14 protein-coding genes are annotated in these 16,724 nt (G+C 72.2%); 7 read left to right on the forward strand and 7 right to left on the reverse strand.

The annotated features are described in order from the left end of the window. The 3 genes from N5D62_RS27220 to N5D62_RS27230 all read right to left on the reverse strand — a co-directional run. The coding region (locus tag N5D62_RS27220) for an ATP-binding cassette domain-containing protein (RefSeq protein ID WP_279761209.1) at window positions 1-470 on the reverse strand (470 nt) is incomplete at its 3' end. An 80-nt stretch (window positions 471-550) separates the two neighbouring features. Beyond that, window positions 551-1,360, reverse strand: a complete 810-nt coding sequence (locus tag N5D62_RS27225) for an ABC transporter permease (protein WP_279761210.1) — start codon at window positions 1,358-1,360, stop codon at window positions 551-553. Further along, entirely contained in the window at window positions 1,357-2,319 is a 963-nt protein-coding gene (locus N5D62_RS27230) for an ABC transporter permease (RefSeq protein WP_279761211.1), read from the reverse strand. Before N5D62_RS27230 ends, N5D62_RS27225 begins: the two co-directional genes overlap by 4 nt. A 258-nt stretch (window positions 2,320-2,577) precedes the next feature. On the opposite strand from N5D62_RS27230, the gene N5D62_RS27235 reads away from it, so the two are divergent. Beyond that, window positions 2,578-3,300, forward strand: a complete 723-nt coding sequence (locus N5D62_RS27235) for a cistern family PEP-CTERM protein (RefSeq protein WP_279761212.1) — start codon at window positions 2,578-2,580, stop codon at window positions 3,298-3,300. Window positions 3,301-3,483: 183 nt separating this feature from the next. Here N5D62_RS27235 and N5D62_RS27240 read toward each other — a convergent pair whose 3' ends face one another. Continuing rightward, on the reverse strand, window positions 3,484-5,655 hold the full coding sequence (locus tag N5D62_RS27240; protein WP_279761213.1) for a S8 family serine peptidase: 2,172 nt from the start codon (window positions 5,653-5,655) through the stop codon (window positions 3,484-3,486). 269 nt (window positions 5,656-5,924) lie between these two features. Between N5D62_RS27240 and N5D62_RS27245 the strand changes: the two genes are divergently transcribed. Next, a complete protein-coding gene (locus N5D62_RS27245) occupies window positions 5,925-7,091 on the forward strand; it encodes an Abi family protein (protein ID WP_279761223.1) in 1,167 nt (388 codons plus the stop codon). A 16-nt stretch (window positions 7,092-7,107) separates the two neighbouring features. On the opposite strand, the gene N5D62_RS27250 is transcribed toward N5D62_RS27245, so the two are convergent. The 3 genes from N5D62_RS27250 to N5D62_RS27260 all read right to left on the reverse strand — a co-directional run bounded on the left by N5D62_RS27250 (window position 7,108) and on the right by N5D62_RS27260 (window position 10,249). After that, the gene (locus N5D62_RS27250; RefSeq protein WP_279761214.1) at window positions 7,108-8,457 is read right to left on the reverse strand and encodes an MATE family efflux transporter; all 1,350 of its coding nucleotides are present in this window, start codon (window positions 8,455-8,457) and stop codon (window positions 7,108-7,110) included. Between the two features lie 186 nt (window positions 8,458-8,643). Continuing rightward, entirely contained in the window at window positions 8,644-8,907 is a 264-nt protein-coding gene (locus N5D62_RS27255) for a hypothetical protein (RefSeq protein WP_279761215.1), read from the reverse strand. Between the two features lie 163 nt (window positions 8,908-9,070). Further along, entirely contained in the window at window positions 9,071-10,249 is a 1,179-nt protein-coding gene (locus N5D62_RS27260; protein WP_279761216.1) for a phospholipase A, read from the reverse strand. Between the two features lie 85 nt (window positions 10,250-10,334). Here N5D62_RS27260 and N5D62_RS27265 point away from each other — a divergent pair, with 85 nt between their 5' ends. The 5 genes from N5D62_RS27265 to N5D62_RS27285 all read left to right on the forward strand — a co-directional run. Then, window positions 10,335-11,780, forward strand: coding sequence for a hypothetical protein (locus tag N5D62_RS27265; RefSeq protein ID WP_279761218.1), 1,446 nt, complete (start codon window positions 10,335-10,337; stop codon window positions 11,778-11,780). Window positions 11,781-11,871: 91 nt separating this feature from the next. Beyond that, window positions 11,872-12,768: an N-acetylmuramic acid 6-phosphate etherase gene (locus tag N5D62_RS27270; RefSeq protein ID WP_279761219.1), complete on the forward strand. Its 897-nt coding sequence runs from the start codon at window positions 11,872-11,874 to the stop codon at window positions 12,766-12,768. Between the two features lie 121 nt (window positions 12,769-12,889). Further along, a complete protein-coding gene (locus tag N5D62_RS27275) occupies window positions 12,890-14,179 on the forward strand; it encodes an MFS transporter (protein WP_279761220.1) in 1,290 nt (429 codons plus the stop codon). Continuing rightward, entirely contained in the window at window positions 14,176-15,345 is a 1,170-nt protein-coding gene (locus tag N5D62_RS27280; RefSeq protein WP_279761221.1) for a heparan-alpha-glucosaminide N-acetyltransferase domain-containing protein, read from the forward strand. Before N5D62_RS27275 ends, N5D62_RS27280 begins: the two co-directional genes overlap by 4 nt. A gap of 36 nt (window positions 15,346-15,381) precedes the next feature. Continuing rightward, window positions 15,382-16,724: family 10 glycosylhydrolase (locus tag N5D62_RS27285; RefSeq protein WP_279761222.1), on the forward strand; the 1,343-nt coding region annotated here is incomplete at its 3' end.

The following is a 16,724-nucleotide window of genomic DNA, read 5'->3' on the forward strand; positions in this document are numbered from 1 at the left end:
TAGGCGCGCGCCTGGCGTTCGTCGAGCCCGACCCGCGCCAGCAGCGCCATCGCGCGCTCGCGGGCGGCGCCGCGGTCGGGCGCGAGGCGGTGGATGCGGATCGGCTCCATCACCTGCGCCAGCACGCGCTGCAGCGGGTTCAGCGCCGTCAGCGGCTCCTGGAACACCATCGCGACGCGACGCCCTCGCAGGCCGCACCAGCCGTCCTCGTCCAGCGCCAGCAGGTCCTGGCCGTCCAGCGCGATCCGGCCGGCGGCCTCGGCGCCGTCGGGCAGCAGGCCCATCACCGCCAGCGCGGTCAGCGTCTTGCCGCTGCCGGATTCGCCGATCAGCGCGAGGCTCTCGCCGCGCGCCAGCGTCAGGTCGATGCCTCGCAGCGCCTGCAGCCGCGCGCCGCCGCGACCGGCCAGGCTCACGCGCAGGTCGCGGATCTCGAGCAGCGGCACCCCGCCGTCGGCGCCAGCGGCCATCGCCAAGCCCGACGACGAAGGTGACGGTGACGGTGACGGTGACGGCGACGACGACGACGACATCGGACGATCGGCGGCCGTCATCGCGCCTCCTCCTTGGGATCGAGCCGGTCGCGCAGCCCGTCGCCGAGCAGGTTCAGGCCCAGCACCGCCAGCGTGATCGCCACGCCCGGGGCGAGCGCCAGTTGAGGCGCTTCGAACATCAGCGTCTGCGCCTCGGCCAGCAGCCGGCCCCAGCTGGCTTGCGGCGGCTGGGTGCCCAGGCCGAGGTAGGACAGGCCGGCCTCGGCCAGGATCGCCAGCGCGAAGCTGGTCGTCCCCTGGACGATCAGCAGCGGCAGCAGTTGCGGCAGCACGTGGCGCAGCGTGATCGACAGCCGGCCCTGCCCCGCGACCCGCGCCGCGAGGACGAAGTCGCGCGCCCACCAGCTCTTGGCGCTGCCGTTGACCAGCCGCGCGAAGGACGGCACCGCGTGCAGCCCGATCGCCGCCATCGCGACGGTCATGCCGGGCCCGAGCGCCGCGGCCAGCAGGATGGCCAGCAGCAGCGCCGGGAAGGCGTAGCCGAGATCGGCGCCGCGCAGGATCAGGGCCTCGACCCAGCCCTGGCGCGCCGCAGCGAGCAGCCCCAGCGCGGTGCCCGCGACCAGGCCGATGCCCACGGCGACCACGCCGACCAGCCAGGCGCTGCGCGCGCCGGCCATCAGCCGGCTGAGCACGTCGCGGCCGAGCTGGTCGCAGCCGAGCCAGTGCGCCGCGCCGGGCGGCGCCAGGCGGCGCGCCATGTCGATCTGCTCCGGCGGCCACGGCGTCCAGATGAGCGACAGCAGCGCCGCCAGCAGCAGCGCCACGGTGAGGACCGCGCCCGCGACGAAGGCGGCGCGCCTCATGCCTCGGCCCTCGTGCGCAGGCGCGGATCGATCCAGCCATGCAGCAGGTCGACCGCGAAATTCAGCATCAGCACCAGCGCCGCCAGGCCCATCACGCCGTTGCGCACGACGATCAGGTCGCGGTTGGCGATCGCCTGCGCCATCAGCCGGCCCAGGCCGGGCAGCGTGAAGACGTTCTCGATGACGATCGTCCCGGCCAGGAGGTTCGCGAACTGCAGCCCGCCCAGCGTCAGCAGCGGGATCGCCGCATGGCGCAACCCGTGGCGCCACAGCGCCGCGCGCCGCGACAGGCCCTTGGCGCGGGCGCTGCGCATGAAGTCCTCGCGGGCGATGTCCAGGAGCGCCGAGCGCGCGATGCGCGCCAGGATCGCCGCCTGGACCAGCGCGAGCGCGGCCGCCGGCAGCAGCAGCGCCCGCAGGCCCGGCCACAGGCCGCCGCCCAGGTCCTCCTGCCAGCCGGGGAAGCCGCCGGCGTCGACCCACTGGAGCTTCACCGCGAAGAGCAGCACCAGCAGCATGCCGAGCCAGAAGCTCGGCACCGCCAGCCCGAGCTGCGTCAGCCCCATCACCAGGTGATCGCCGGCGCGGCCCTGCTGGCTGGCCGCCCACCAGCCGGCGGCCAGCGCCACCACGACAGTGAGCGCCATCGCCAGCAGCGCCAGCGGCAGGGTCAGCGCCAGGCGCTCCAGGATCAGGTCGGCGACCGGCGCGCCGTAGGCGTAGGACAGGCCGAGATCGCCGCGCGCCAGGCCGGCCAGCCAGTCCAGGTAGCGATGCCAGGCCGGCTGGTCCAGGCCCAGCTGGCGGGCGAGCGCGGCGACGGCCTCGGGGGGCGCCTCCGGTCCCATGATCAGCTGGGCGGCATTGCCGGGCAGCCATTCCAGCGCGCCGAAGATCAGCGCCGAGGCGGCCAACAGCGTCAGCAGCAGCACGGCCAGGCGCTTGAGCAGGTAATTCATCGCGGCGGGATCATAGGGCGCCCATGCCGATCGGCCGCGCGCCACCGCCGCCGTGTCGCGCCTCGCGCCCGCGTGCAATCGGCGGCAATCGGCGCGCAATCGGCGTGCCGTACGGTGTCGCCGTTTTTTACAGTTTGATGACCGTCTTTATCAGATCGGACGGCAAATCAAGCACTTGCGGCGCTGGCCCGGGATATGCGAGTGGTTCCACGTCAGGGAGCCGACAAGCCACGTGCATCGCCCGGAAAGGGGTCGACCATGAAGCCAACAAGGATCCGTTGGGCCGCCGCCGTCGCGCTGGCCCTGTGTAGCCAGGCGCACGGCGCCGCCGTGATGTTCAACGCGCCGACCAACACGGCCACGCTGCTGTTCTCGAAGTCGGAAGACGGCGCGGTGCTGCAGGCCTCGGTGAAGTTCACCCTGACCAACTGGACGGCGACCAGCGCCACCTTCGCCACCGTCGTGACCAACAGCTCGAGCGGGCTCGGGCAGAACGTGCTGATGGCGTTCGGCATCACCGCCGTCTCGCCCACGCTGACCGGCGCGAGCACGAACGGTGCCGGCTGGGGCGCCGCCATCGACAAGAACTTCCCGTCGTTCCAGAACATCGACCTGTGCGTGATGACCGGGAACACCTGTGCCGGCGGCTCGATCAACGACGGCATCGGGATGAACACCATCTCGTCGTTCAACCTGACGCTGACCACCGACGCCAGCCACAACTTCATGACGCAGGGCATCGGCTTCGACAGCCCCTACGCCGTCAAGTTCCAGGGCATCGGCCGGACCGGCGGGTCGGACGAGTTCGCCGGCTGCATCTCCGGCACGCCAGGTTGCGGCGGCGGTGGAGGCGGTGGCGGTGCCGGCGGCAACAACGGCGACGTGCCGGAGCCCAACGCGCTGGCGCTGATCGTCATCGCCGCGTTGGCCGCCGGGCTGTCGCGCCGCGCATTGGGGCGCTTCCCCCGCGCCGCGCGCTGAGCGGTTCCCGCTCGACCCGCGAGCCCGCTTCGGCGGGCTTTCTTCATGGCGCACGGCGGCCTCGCCCGCGTGCTGCCTCCTTCCCATGCCCAGGCCCGCGTATCCCGTGCGCGGAGCTTCGCCGATCGGCGGGATGAACGCCTCGGGGGACGGCCGGGCGCCCGACCGTCGTCCCGGCCCGGTTCACTTCGTGACGCTGGTGGTCGCGGTGGTCGTGTTGCCCGCCGCGTCGCGGGCGACGGCCTGGATCGTGTGCGCGCCGTTGGCGGCCTTCTTCAGGTTCCAGCTGTAGCTGAGGCTGGCGCCGGCGCCGCTGGCCACCAGCACGCCGTCGACATACAGCGACTGTCGGATGCCGGCGGCGCCGCTGTTGTCGCTGGCGCTGGTGGCGACCGTGACGGTGTTGCCGCTGACCCGGCTGTTGTTGTCCGGCTTGGTGATGGCGACGACCGGCGGCTGCGTGTCGGCGAGGACCGCGTTGGCGACGGTCAGCGTCATCGACGCGCTGGTACCGGTGTTGCCGGCGGCGTCGACGGCGACGGCGGAGATCGTCACCGGCCCGTTGGCAACGCGGGTCGAGTCCCAGCTGAAGCCATAGGGCGCCGAGGTGTCGGAGGCGACGACGCTGCCGTTGACGCGCAGGTCGACGCGCGCGACGCCCTGGTTGTCGGAGGCGGCGACGTCGACCGCGACCCACCCGCTGACGAGCGCGCCCGCCAGCGGCGCGCCGACCGAGACGGCGGGCGGCTGGGTGTCGGGCGCCGGCGCGGCGAGCACCGCCTGCATCGCGGCGGCGGCGTTGACGCGGCCCCAGCCGTAATACGGATCGCGGCCCGCGGCGCCGAGATCGACGGCGGTGCTGAACAGCGCGCTCTGGATCGCGCTGCCGCTGAGCGAAGGCCGGGCCGACATCAGCAGCGCCACGGTGCCGGCGACGACGGGACTCGCGAACGAGGTGCCCCACCAGGCGCCGTAGCTGCCGCCGCGCTGCGTGGTCCAGATGTTCTGGCCGGGCGCGGCCAGCGCGACGAAGCTGCCGTAGCTGGACCAGCTGGTCTTGGTGTCGGTCTCGTCGGTGGCGGACACCGGGATCATGCTGGCCGTCGGGACGAGACCCTCGTCGATGCCGTTGTTCCCGGCGGAGACCACGACCAGGCCGCCCTTGCTGCGCAGGTAGTCGGCGGCGCTTTGCACGGTGGTGCTGCCGGCCACGCCGCTGTAGCTGATGTTGGCCACGCGGGCGCCCTGGTCGGCGGCCCAGGTCAGGCCTTGCGCGACGGTGCTCCAGTAGGCGTAGGCGTTGGGGTCGGCGATGCGCACCGGCATCAGCTGCGCCTGGCCGGCGACCGACGCGACGCCGATGCCGTTGTTCAGCGCGGCCGCCGCGGCGCCGGCGACGGCGGTGCCGTGGCCGTGGACATCGCTGGTGTCGGCGTTGCCGTCATAGAAATTCCAGCCCGGGACGAGGCGTCCGGCCAGGTCGGGATGCGAGGCGTCGATGCCGGTATCCAGGATGGCGATCTTGATGCCGGCGCCCTGCGCGGTGTCCCAGGCCTGCGGCGCGTTGATGCGGGTGAGGTGCCATTCGCTGCCCAGGTAGGGATCGTTGGGCGTCATGGCCGGCGAGACGCGCATGTCGAGCTCGGCCGACTTCAGCTGCGGATGCCGCGCGAGCAACTGCGCCAACGCTGTCTCCGACGCGTTGGCGGGCAGGTCGACGATGGCCAGTTGCGAGCGCCCGACGCGTCGCGCCTTGCCGCCGTGGGGCGAGAGGATCCGGGCGAGTTCCTTGTCGTCGAGGCCGGCGCGGGTCTGCACCAGCAGGCGTTGGCGGGCCCAGCCGTTGGCGGTGCCGGCGGCGGGCGGCGGCAGGGCCAGTTCCGATTGCGGGCCGCCGGGGCGCACGCGCAGCGCCTGCGCGAGCGCGTCGAAGGCATCGGGCTTGCGGCGCGAGAGCCGCGCGGTCATGCGGCCGTCGACGGTCATGGCGACGCAGGTCTCGCCCTCGCAGAAGACGAGGGCGCTGGCCCGGTCGGCCGCCTTCCAGGCCGAGAGGTCGAGCCGGTCGCAGAGCTGGCCGCCGATCAGCGCGTGGCGGATCTCGTCGTCGTAGCGGTACTGGCCGCTGACGCCGTCGCGGCTGAGCATGACGAGGTCATCGACGCGCAGTTGCTCGATGCGGCGGGCCAGCGCGTCGCGCACGGCGGGGCTGAGGTCGGTGTAGCGCTCCAGCGCCTGCGCGGCGGTCTGGTCGGAGCGCAACTGCGCGGGACGCGCGGGCGCGCAAGGCGGTGTGGAGACGGGCGCGGGCGCGGCGGTGGCCGCGGCGAGGACGATGGTGGCTAGCACGGGCATGGCGATCCCCTCGGCTCCGCGCGACGTTCCGGACGATGCGGACACCTCGTCGCGGCGCGTGTTGTCACCCCCCTGCTCGCGGCCGGCGCATCTGCGCGCGCCGGTCGACAACTCGCTGCAATTGCCGGGCCAGATCGGCAAGTCGCGATAGGGATTGAAGTTTTCGCAGGCGTTCCGCGACGGTCTCGCGGGAGTGTCAATTCCGTCGACAAGGAAGGACGGGGGAGGCGTCACCCGCAAGGAGGAACGCGCGGGCGCCCGTCGTGGCGATGGCCCGCCGCGACGACGCGTCCGATGCTCATGCGCTCATCGATCGCAGGCCGAGCCGCGCCATCGCGACACCCGATGACCTTCTACTTGTTTGTGCGATGTCGAAGTTCCGGAGGCTGCCTATGATTCGCCGCAATAGCTCCCCCACCTCTGTGCCCGGCGAAAGCGCGGTGTCTCAAGTGGGGGACTTCTCTTCCGGCATCGCCAGCGGCGGCACGCCGCGGCAGCTCAAGCCCTTCACAACAACCAGCGACCAACTCCTGCTGCTCCGACATCGGGGCCTTGCCGTTCCCCAAGAGGAGCTTGCACGCGCGATCCTGCGACGAGAGGGCTACTACCGCGTCTCCGGCTACGCCCATTCCTTCAAGGCCATCTCCGAGAACGAATCCGTCAGCCCTGATTCGTTCCACCGAGGCGCATCCTTCGAGCACGTCGTTCAACTGGCCGACTTCGACACGGCGCTGCGCCTGTTGCTGCTCCAAGGAATGGCCACGATCGAGATCGCCATGCGCGCGGCACTGGTCGACCGCCTGGGTCGGCTCGACGTCGAGGCACATCGAAATCCAAAGTTGTTCGACCGACGGTTCGTTACGACCAGCGAGACCGCCTGCGCTTCTCCCCACGAGGAATGGCTGAAGCGCTTCGACGCGCTTTGCACCAAGTCGAAAGAAGACTTCGTCACGCACCATCGCGTCTGCTACGGCGGCAGGTTGCCGATCTGGGCGGCGGCCGAATTGCTGGAACTTGGCCTCCTCTCACGGTTGGTGGAAGGCCTTCAGTTTCGCGACGCCAAGGTGTTGGCCGAACAGTTTGAGGTCGGGCATCCCACGGTTCTCAAGTCCTGGATGCACATGTTCAACGTCGCCCGGAACCGGGCAGCCCATCACGCAAGGCTGTGGAACAGGACCACGACGAAGATTCCGTTGCTGCCCAGCATGGCCTCATGCCCTGACCTCGCGTTCCTGCATGTCGATGCGCATGCGAGGACACGCTTGTTCGGCACGCTGAGCTGCATGCGCGCCTTGATCAGGACGATCGCGCCGCAGGACGATTGGCACCGGCAAGTCAAGGCGCTCTTGGCGACCTTTCCAGATTGTCCAAGCCTGTCGCTGCGTTCCGCAGGGTTCCCTCAGGACTGGAAGACCTTGACGCTCTGGTTGGATTGAACGCGGCCACGCCGGCTCAATGCCCGTGCGCCGCCCTCAACCGCCGATGCACCGCCCGGGCCTGCGGCACCCATCCCAGGCGCGCCCAGCGGCGCCACATCAGCAGCCCACGGATCCATTCATCGGCGGCATAGGCGATCCACAGCCCCACCAACCCCAGCCCGAACACCTCGCCCAGCAGCCAGCTGCCGCCGGCCAGCACCACCAGCATCGATCCCGCGCCCACCATCACCGGGTACTTCGCATCGCCGGCCGCGCGCAGCGCGTTGATGACCACCAGGTTGAAAGTCCGCCCCGGCTCCAGGATCACCGTGATCCACATCAGCACCACCGCGCTGGCCAGGATGCCGGCGTCGTGCGTGAACATCCTCAGCAGCCAGGGCGACGCCGCCGCGCACGCGCCGGCGACCAGCACGCTGATCGCCAGCCCGCGCGCCAGCGCGCGCCGCACGAGCCGATGCGCCTCGTGCAACTGCCCCGCGCCGATCAGGTGGCCCACGACGATCTCCGCCGCGAAGCCGGTCGCCAGCCCCGGCAGCAGCACGAAATACATCAGCTGCGAGGTGTAGCTGTGCGCCGCCAGCGCCGACGCGCCCAGGTGGCCCGCCACCGCCACGCTGACCATGTAGGCCAGCCGGTAGGCGATGTTCTCCGCCGCGCCGGGCAGCCCGATGTGCAGCACCGCCGCGAGCTCCTTGCGCCGCAGCCGCCACCAGTCCGACGCCTGGGGCCGCAGGTCCAGCCGGGCCCGCCACAGCCACACGTGCAGCCCGAGCCCGAAGGCGCGGCTCAGCGCCAGCGCGACCGCGAATCCCGGCAGGCCCAGGTGCGGCATCAGCGTCACCGACATCGCCAGCTGCGCCACCTGCATCGCCACGAGCACCATCAGCGTGTCCCGGCTGCGCAGGTGCGCGCGCATGACGCTGGCCATCGAGGCGTTCCACGCGTCCAGCATCAGCGCCGGCGCCAGCGCCATCAGGAACGGCTGCGACAGCGGCAGCACTTCCGCCGGCGCATTCATCAGGCGCAGCAGCGGACCGGCGAACAGCAAGGCCATCAGCGCGGTGAAGCCGCCCAGCCAGGTGCTCGCCCCGAGCGCCGCGCGCGCGGTCGCATCGGCCACGGCGCGACGGCCGCCCCCCAGCGCCTGCGTGATCACCACGCTGATGCCGGCGCCGATGATGCGGAACAGGATGAACAGCGTCGCCGCCAGCTGGTTGGCCAGCGCGAACGCGGCACCGGCCGGATCGGAGATCCGCGCCGCCAGCATCGTCCCGATCACGCCGACGGCGATGCCCAGGCAGAGCTCGAGGAACAGCGGCCAGGCCAGCGAGAACAGGCGGGGGGTCGGCAGGGGGGACGACATGGGGCGGACGGCGGAAGACGGGGGCGCACCGCCGATGACAGCGGTGGACAGGACGCGCGGGATTCTCGCGTGGGGCTCGCGCCGCAGGGGCCGTAACCGCGATGAAACCGAGTGGGCGCGCCGGTCTGTCGTTTCGCCGCCACCGCGGCCCGCGGACCGCGCCGCGCGCGGGATCAGCCCAGGCGTTCAGCCCGCGGCCGGACCGCCCGGCACGGCGACCGGGCACATCGGCAGGCCACCGGCGATCAAGGCGCCGCGCTCCTCGGCCGCCGCCGGACGCAGCGACACCAGCTCGGCACGCGCGCCGTAGAGCTCATCGAGCTCCTCCAGCAGCAGCGCCCGCACCGCCGCCTCCGCCGACGGCGGCAGCGCGCGGACCCACTGGCGGTCGCGCCCGTCCAGGCGGTATCCCACCACCCAGATGACGCAGGTATCGATGAAAGCGGACATGCGCGCAGCCTAGTCCAGCCCGGCCGCGATGGCGATGGGGCCGTCCCCGGCGAGGTGCGCCATATTCATCGAATCGGCCCGCGGTGAAGCGGGAAGGATCAACCCGCGTGAAGGAAGTCCGGGCGGACGTGACGCGTTGCCGGCGAAGGCCCGGGGCGCGAAATCAGCGCCACTCGATCACGGACACGCCCACGCCCACCCGCGTCTCGCGGAAGTTGTAGTCGATCAGGCTCTCGCCGTAGCCGTTGAACAGCTGCAGGTAGCCGTGGAGGCCGCCGCCGATCGGGAACGCCCATTCCAGCTGCGCCGAGCCGCGCGACCGGTCGCCGAAACGCAGGCTGTGCCGCGCCGTCAGGGCCAGGACGTGCCGGCCCAGCTTCTGCGTCACCAGGACCTCGCCCCGGCCCACGTAGTCCTGGATCCCCGGGTTGTCGTCGCTGCCGCTGTTCAGGATCCGCCACCACGGCCGCAGGCTGACCGTGGTCTCGCCGCGCTCCAGGCTCAGCTCGCCGATCACCCGGTTCCAGCTGCGCGACAAGGGCTCGGCCCGGCCATTGGACTGGTGGTTCAGGCTCAACCCGACCATGCTCGCCTTCCACCCGAAGGGCAGCGCCACGTCGGTGCCATGCGTCAGGATCAGCTCGGGCTCGTAGTTGGTCTCCCGGAACGGTCGCGAGACCCGGCCGTTGTAGACCTGCCAGCGCGAGCTCTGCGTGTACGCGCCCCACAGCGACAGGCTCCCATGGTCGTCGAGCGCCCAGATCTTGGACTTCAGGCTGATCTGGAACTTGGCCTCGTTCTTGTCCAGGTCCAGCGCGTCGACCAGCGCGTTGTCCGGCGAGTCCGACTGGCGGCCCGGCGCGCGGTTGCTGCGCGTGGTCCACGAGACCGGCAACAAGTACACCGGCTTGTAGGGGCGCGGCAGGAAACGCGGCATCTGGTCCCGGCAGGACAGCTCCCAGCGCTCCGACAAGGTCGAGCCCAGGTAGTTGCGCGCGCTGCCCGCGGCCTCGGGCAGCCGCGAGCAGGGATCGGTGGCCGGCGCGCTCGCCGCGACCGCCACCGGCAGCGCCGCCGGCACCGGCTGCACCGGCACGCGCGTGGCCGCCGAGGGCGGTTCCGCCGCCAGCGGCCGGCGGTGCAGCCGGTCGTAGCAGGCCAGGCGCGCCTCGTTGTCCGCGATCGACGGGCAGTCCTCGGGCACCTTGGGCGGCGGCAGCGCGGCCACCTGCGCATTGGCATCGGCCGGCATCGCCGCGATCAGCGCCGCCAGCACCGCGCTCGCCAGCGTCGCCGCCATCGCCATCCGATGGCGCCATTCGTTCATCCAGGACTTCCGCACTCGACCCTCCTGCAGTCGGGGCCACGAGTGCAAACGGCGTTCCCGGGACGGTCGGCAGAACTTGCCGTCCCTAGAATCGCTCGCCATGCCGACGTCCACGCTCCGCCTCCCGATGTCCGACCGCCCCTTGGGCAAGCCCTGGCCCCGGTGGGCCGCGCTCTGCGCCCCGTTGCTGCTCGCCGCCTGCGCGCAGTTCCAGAAGCCGGCGCCGACACCCGGTCCGATACCGCCGGCCACGCCCGGCGGCCCCTTCAGCCCGGCGGCGCTCCAGGCCTTGCGTCCGGCCCAGTTCAACTCGACCGTCGGCAGCGCCGACGAGGCCCGCGTCCGGCTCGACACCGACCGCGCCCGCATCCGCGCCGCCGCCGCGCAGGCGCTGGCCGCGCCGCAGGATCCGGCGGCGCTGCGCGAGCTCGCGCAGGCGCTGCGGCTGGTCGCCCACTACCGCGCCGAGATCGACACCGCGCGCCCCGCCCTGCTGGCCACGCTGCCGGCGCTCGATCAGCAGCCGGCCGACGTCCAGCGCCCGCTGCTCACCGCCGCCTTCACGCTCTATGCCTTCGACGCGGCGCCGCTGCTGCGCCCGCTGCTGCCTCGCCTGAAGACACCCCGCGAGTTCGCGATCGCCGCCTACGCGCTGATGCAGTCGCGGCAGCCGGCCGACCTGGCGCTGATCCAGTCGCAGCTGGCGCAGCGCGACCGCGACGAACCGCGGCTGCAGGCGCTCGCCCAGGCGCTGGGCGCCGCGCAAGGCCTGCCGCAACCGGCGCGCCCGCCGCTGGCGGACCTGCTGGCGATCCGTCCCGGCTACCCGGTGGTGTTCAGCTTCCAACGCCCGGGCCGGCAGCAGATGGGCCTGGCGCTGGTGCGGCAGGCCGACGGCCGCTTCGTGCGCCGCCCCGACGGCGGCCTGTTCAACATCGAGCAACTGGCGCTGTCCAGCAGCGGACTGCCGGGCACGGTGACCCTGGGCAACACGCCGCAGGGGCTGTTCACCATCCAGGGCGCGGGCCGCGCGGCGACCAACATCTGGATCGGCCCGACACCGTATCTGCACACCAAGGTGCCGGTCGAGGCCAGCGTCGCCGAGTACGAGCAACGCGCCCCGTCCGGCAACGAGCCACCCTGGACGCTGGACCGCTACCGTGCGCTGCTGCCGGCCTCGTGGCGCGACTACGCGCCCTTGCAGGAGGCCTGGCTGGCGGGTCGCGCGGGGCGTGACGAGATGCTGATGCACGGCAGCACGATCGACCCGCGCTACTACGCCGGCAGCCGCTTCTATCCGGGCACGCCGTCGGACGGCTGCCTGGTGGCGATGGAGTACTGGTCCCCGCAGGGCGTGATGGTGCACAGCGACCAGATCGCGCTGCTGCAGGCGTTCACCGCGCAGGGCCGGGACCGCGGCTACATGGTGCTGGTGGAGCTGGACGCGGCGCAGACGCCGGTGTCGCTGGCGGAGGTGATCGGCGCCGTCCTCGACGCCGAGGCCCGGACGACCACGGCGGCGGGCGCGGATTACCGCCGGTTATGACGCCTCCCCGGCCTTTCATTGGCTGGCCCGGTGAGCGCCCACTAGAGTAGGCCGCACCTTGCGGGCCTCCCCTTTCCGCTTCGGCCAAGCCATGTCCCACCCTCCCCTGAACACCGAGACCCCGAGCGACCAGCATCCCGACCTGGACCTGTATGACAGCGACCGGCTGATGGCGGCGTTCATCGAGGACCAGCGGCTGGCGGTGGACGCCGCGCGGGCGGCGGCGCCGGCGCTGGCGGCGGCGGTGGACGCGGCGCTGCCGCGGATCGCCGCGGGTGGCCGCCTGCTGTACGCGGGCGCCGGGACGTCGGGCCGGCTCGGCGTGCTGGACAGCGTCGAGCTGGTGCCGACCTTCTCCTGGCCGCGCGAGCGGGCGGTGGCGGTGCTGGCCGGCGGCGAGGGCGCGATGTTCGTCGCGGTCGAAGGGGCCGAGGACGACGAGCCGCAAGGCCGCCGCGACATCGAGGCCCTCTCCCCGACACCGAACGACGTGGTGATCGGCATCGCCGCCTCCGGCCACACGCCCTACGTGCTGGGCGCGCTGGCGGCCGCCCGCGCGGCGGGTTGCCTGACGCTCGCGCTGGCCAACAACCCGGGCGCGGCGGTGCTGGCCGCGAGCGACCACCCGATCCTGCTGGACACCGGCGCCGAGGTGATCTCGGGCAGCACGCGGCTGAAGGCCGGCACGGCGCAGAAGATCGCGCTGAACAGTTTCTCGAGCGCGCTGATGGTGCGGCTGCACAAGGTCTACGGCAACCTGATGGTCGACATGAAGGCCACCAACGCGAAGCTGGTGCGCCGCGCCGTCGCGCTGACGATGCGGGCCGCCGGCGTCGAGGAGCCGGCCGCGCGCGAGGCCCTGGGCCGCTGCGACTTCAGCGTCAAGACGGCGGTCGTGATGCTGCTGCGCCAGCTCGACGCCGCCGGCGCGCAGGCGCTGCTGGCGCGCCACGCGGGCAGCGTCCGCCGCGCGCTCGCGGACCGCTGACGCGGACGTCGCGACGGCCGTTCCCGCGTTTCCGTCCGACGGTGTCCGCGCCTCCTCCCGTCACGCAAGCGCTGCATTCCCCGATGCGGGCGGCGCCGCGTTTGCACCGACACTGACGGCCATGCACGTTTCCTCCGTTTCCCCGCGCGCGCGCGGCCCCTGGTCCTGGGTCCCGACGCTCTATTTCGCGCAGGGCCTGCCGTACGTCTTCGTGATGTCGATGTCGGCGGTCATGTACAAGAACTTCGGCATCTCCAACACCGAGATGGCGCTGTTCACCTCCGGCCTGTACCTGCCCTGGGTGATCAAGCCGCTGTGGTCGCCGCTGGTGGAGATGCTGGCGACCAAGCGGCTGTGGACCGTGGTCACCCAGTTCGCGATCGCCGCCGCGCTCGCGGGCGTCGCGATGGCGCTGCCGCTGCCATCGTTCTTCCAGCTGTCGCTCGCGGCGCTGTGGGCGATGGCCTTCGTCTCGGCCTCGCACGACATCGCCGCCGACGGCTTTTATTTGCTGTCGCTGGAGAAACACCAGCAGGCCGCTTTCGTCGGCGTGCGCTCGACCTTCTACCGCCTGGCCAACATCGCGTGCATGGGCGGCCTGGTGGTGCTGGCCGGCCAGTTGCAGCAGTCGCATGGCGACTGGGTCTTCGCCTGGCAGGCGGTGCTGGCGTTGATGGCCGGCGGTTTCCTGCTGCTGGCCGGTTACCACGCCTGGCGCCTGCCCCGTCCCGCCGCCGACGCGCCGATGCCCCGCCACGAGCGCAACGGCGCGACCTTCCTCCACATCTTTGCCGAGTTCTTCCGCAAGCCCGGCCTCGCGGTGATCCTCGGCTTCCTGCTGCTGTACCGATTCCCCGAGGCGCAACTGCTGAAGCTGGCGGTCCCCTTCCTGCTGGACAAGCCGGAGGTCGGCGGCCTGGGCCTGACCAACACCGAGCTGGGCATCGTCTACGGCACCGTCGGCCTGATCGCGCTGACGCTGGGCGGGCTGCTGGGCGGCTGGGCGATCTCGCGCGTGGGCCTGAAGCGGGCGCTGTGGCCGATGGTCGCGGCGATGCACCTGCCCAACCTCGTTTTCCTCGCGATGGCCTGGTCCCATCCCGGCCAGCTGTGGATCGTCGCGGCCGCGCTGGCGGTCGAGCAGTTCGGCTACGGCCTGGGCTTCACCGCCTACATGATGTTCATGGTCCTGGTCGCCGAAGGCCCGCACAAGACGGCGCACTACTCGATCTGCACCGGCTTCATGGCGCTCGGGATGATGGTCCCCGGCATGTGGAGCGGCTGGCTGCAGGACCACCTCGGCTACCTGCACTTCTTCGCCTGGGTGCTGATCGCCACCGTCCCGTCGGTGCTGATGGCCGCGCTGATCAAGGTGCCCGAGGGCTTCGGCCGCAAGGACGCGGCCGCATGAGCGCGCCGGGCGCGGTCGGTGGACACGACGCGGGTGGCGCCCGGCTGCAGTCGCTCGACGCGTTCCGCGGCTTCGCGATCGCGTCGATGCTGCTGGTCAACAACCCCGGCGACTGGTCCGCGCTGTACGCGCCGCTCGATCATGCCGAGTGGCACGGCTGGACCTTCACCGACTGGATCTTCCCGTTCTTCGTCTTCATCAGCGGCATCGCGATGAGCTTCAGCCTGGCGCGCCGCGGCCAGGCGGCGGACCGCGCCGCGCTGCTGCGCCACGCCTGGCGCCGCGGCGCGACCATCATCCTGATCGGCGTGCTGCTGAACCTGTTCCCGCACTTCAACCTCGAGGCGGTGCGGCTGCCCGGCGTGCTGCAGCGGCTCGGGCTGATCACGATCCTGGTCGCGCCGATCGCGCTGTGGTGCGGCTGGCGCGCCCAGCTGGCGTGGTTCGTCGCGCTGCTGCTGGGCTACGGCCTGGTGCAGACGCTGGTCGCGGTCCCGGACGCGCAGGGCGTGTGGCATCGCGGCTCGCTGCGCCCCGGCGAGGACGTCGGCGCGTGGCTGGACCGGGCGCTGCTCGGCGGCCACCTCTGGGCCAGGAGCAAGACCTGGGACCCCGAAGGCCTGCTGAGCACGCTGCCCGGCGTGGCCAGCCAGATCGCGGGGCTGCTCGCGGGCCGCTGGCTCGCGCGGCCCGGACGCGATCCGGCCGAGAAGGCGACCTGGTTCCTGGTGGCCGGCCTGGCCTGTCTCTGGATCGCGCAGGTGCTCGACGCCTGGACCCTGCCGGTCAACAAGAATCTGTGGACCCCCGCCTTCGTTTTCCTCACGACCGGCTGGGGCTGCCTGGTGTTCGGCGTGTTCTACTGGCTGCTCGACGCCGCGCCGCTGCCGCGGATGCGGGCCGCGATGGCGCGACGCCTGCGGCCGCTGGCGGTGTTCGGCATGAACGCGCTGTTCCTGTTCGCGCTGTCGGGCCTGGTGGCCCGGCTGCTCGGGCTGATCCACGTCGCCGAGGGCGTCACGCTCAAGGCCTGGCTCTTCGCGCCGCTGCGCGCGCTGCCGGTGGATCCGCGCCTCGCGTCGCTGTTGTTCGCCGCCGGCTTCGTCGCGGTGTTCTACGGCGTCGCGTGGGCGATGTGGCGGCGCGACTGGATCGTGACTGTGTGAGCGGGCCGCCCTGCGGCGCCGCCGGATGAGCCTTCGATGCGACGACGACAGTGGATGACCGCGGCCCTGGCCGCGCCGGTGATGGGGTCCTTGGGGACGGCGCTGCCGGGATGCTCGACGACACCGGCACCGGCGGATCCGACCGGCCCCGCGGCCACGCCGGGCACCGCGCCCGCCACCCCGCCCGCCGCCTACTACGGCCCGACGCCGCCGCCGGCGCCGCGCGAATTCCGCGCCGCCTGGGTCGCGACCGTCGCCAACATCGACTGGCCGAGCCGCCGCGGCCTGAGCGACGCCGCGCAGATCGCCGAGATCCACGCGATCCTGGACAACGCCCGCGCGCTGCGGCTCAACGCGATCGTGCTGCAGGTGCGCACCAGCGCCGATGCGCTGTACCGCTCGACGCTGGAGCCCTGGAGCGAGTACCTCGGCGGCGTGCAGGGCCAGGGGCCCGGCTACGACCCGCTGGCGGTGTGGATCGAGCAGGCGCGCGCGCGCGGCCTGGAACTCCACGCCTGGCTGAACCCGTACCGCGCCCGGCAGAGCGGCGCGCGCTCGGCGGCGTCGCCGCTGCACGTGAGCCGCAGCCGGCCGGACTGGGTCCGCAAGTACGGCGACCTGCTCTGGATCGATCCGGGCGAGCCCGGCGCCGCCGACCACACGCTGGCGGTGTGCCGCGACCTGCTGACCCGCTACGACATCGACGGGCTGCACATCGACGACTACTTCTATCCCTACCCGATCCAGGACGCCGCCAAGCAGGACATCGACTTCCCCGACGACCCCAGCTGGCTGCGCTACGTGCGCGGCGGCGGCTCGCTGTCGCGGGCCGACTGGAGGCGCGACAACGTCGACCAGTTGGTGCGGCGGATGTACGAGCTGGTCCGGGAACTGCGGCCGACGGCCCGCGTCGGCATCAGCCCCTTCGGGCTGCCGCGGCCGGACCTGCGCCCGGCGGGGATCACGGGGTTCTCGCAGTACGACAAGCTCTACGCGCATGTCGAGCACTGGATGGAGAAAGGCTGGCTCGACTACGTCGCCCCGCAGCTCTACTGGCCGCGCGCGCAGAAGCCGCAAGCCTTCGAGCCGCTGATGCGCGCCTGGCAGGGTCTCAATCCTCTCGGGCGGCATGTGTGGCCGGGGCTGTTCACCAGCCGCGCCGGCACCGAGGCCGACGGCTGGCCGCTCGACGAGATCCCGGCGCAGGTCGAGCTCACCCGCGGCGCGCCGGGGACCGGCGGCCATCTGCACTTCAGCATGGTGGCGCTGCTGAAGAACCGACGCGGCATCGCCGACGCGCTGCGCGACGGCGCCTACGCGCAGGCCGCGCTGCCGCCAGCGACGCCGTGGCTGTCCGCGCCGGCCTGCGGCCCGGTGGG

Origin of the sequence: Mitsuaria sp. GD03876, from assembly GCF_029840635.1 — a bacterium.
Lineage (GTDB): Bacteria > Pseudomonadota > Gammaproteobacteria > Burkholderiales > Burkholderiaceae_C > Roseateles.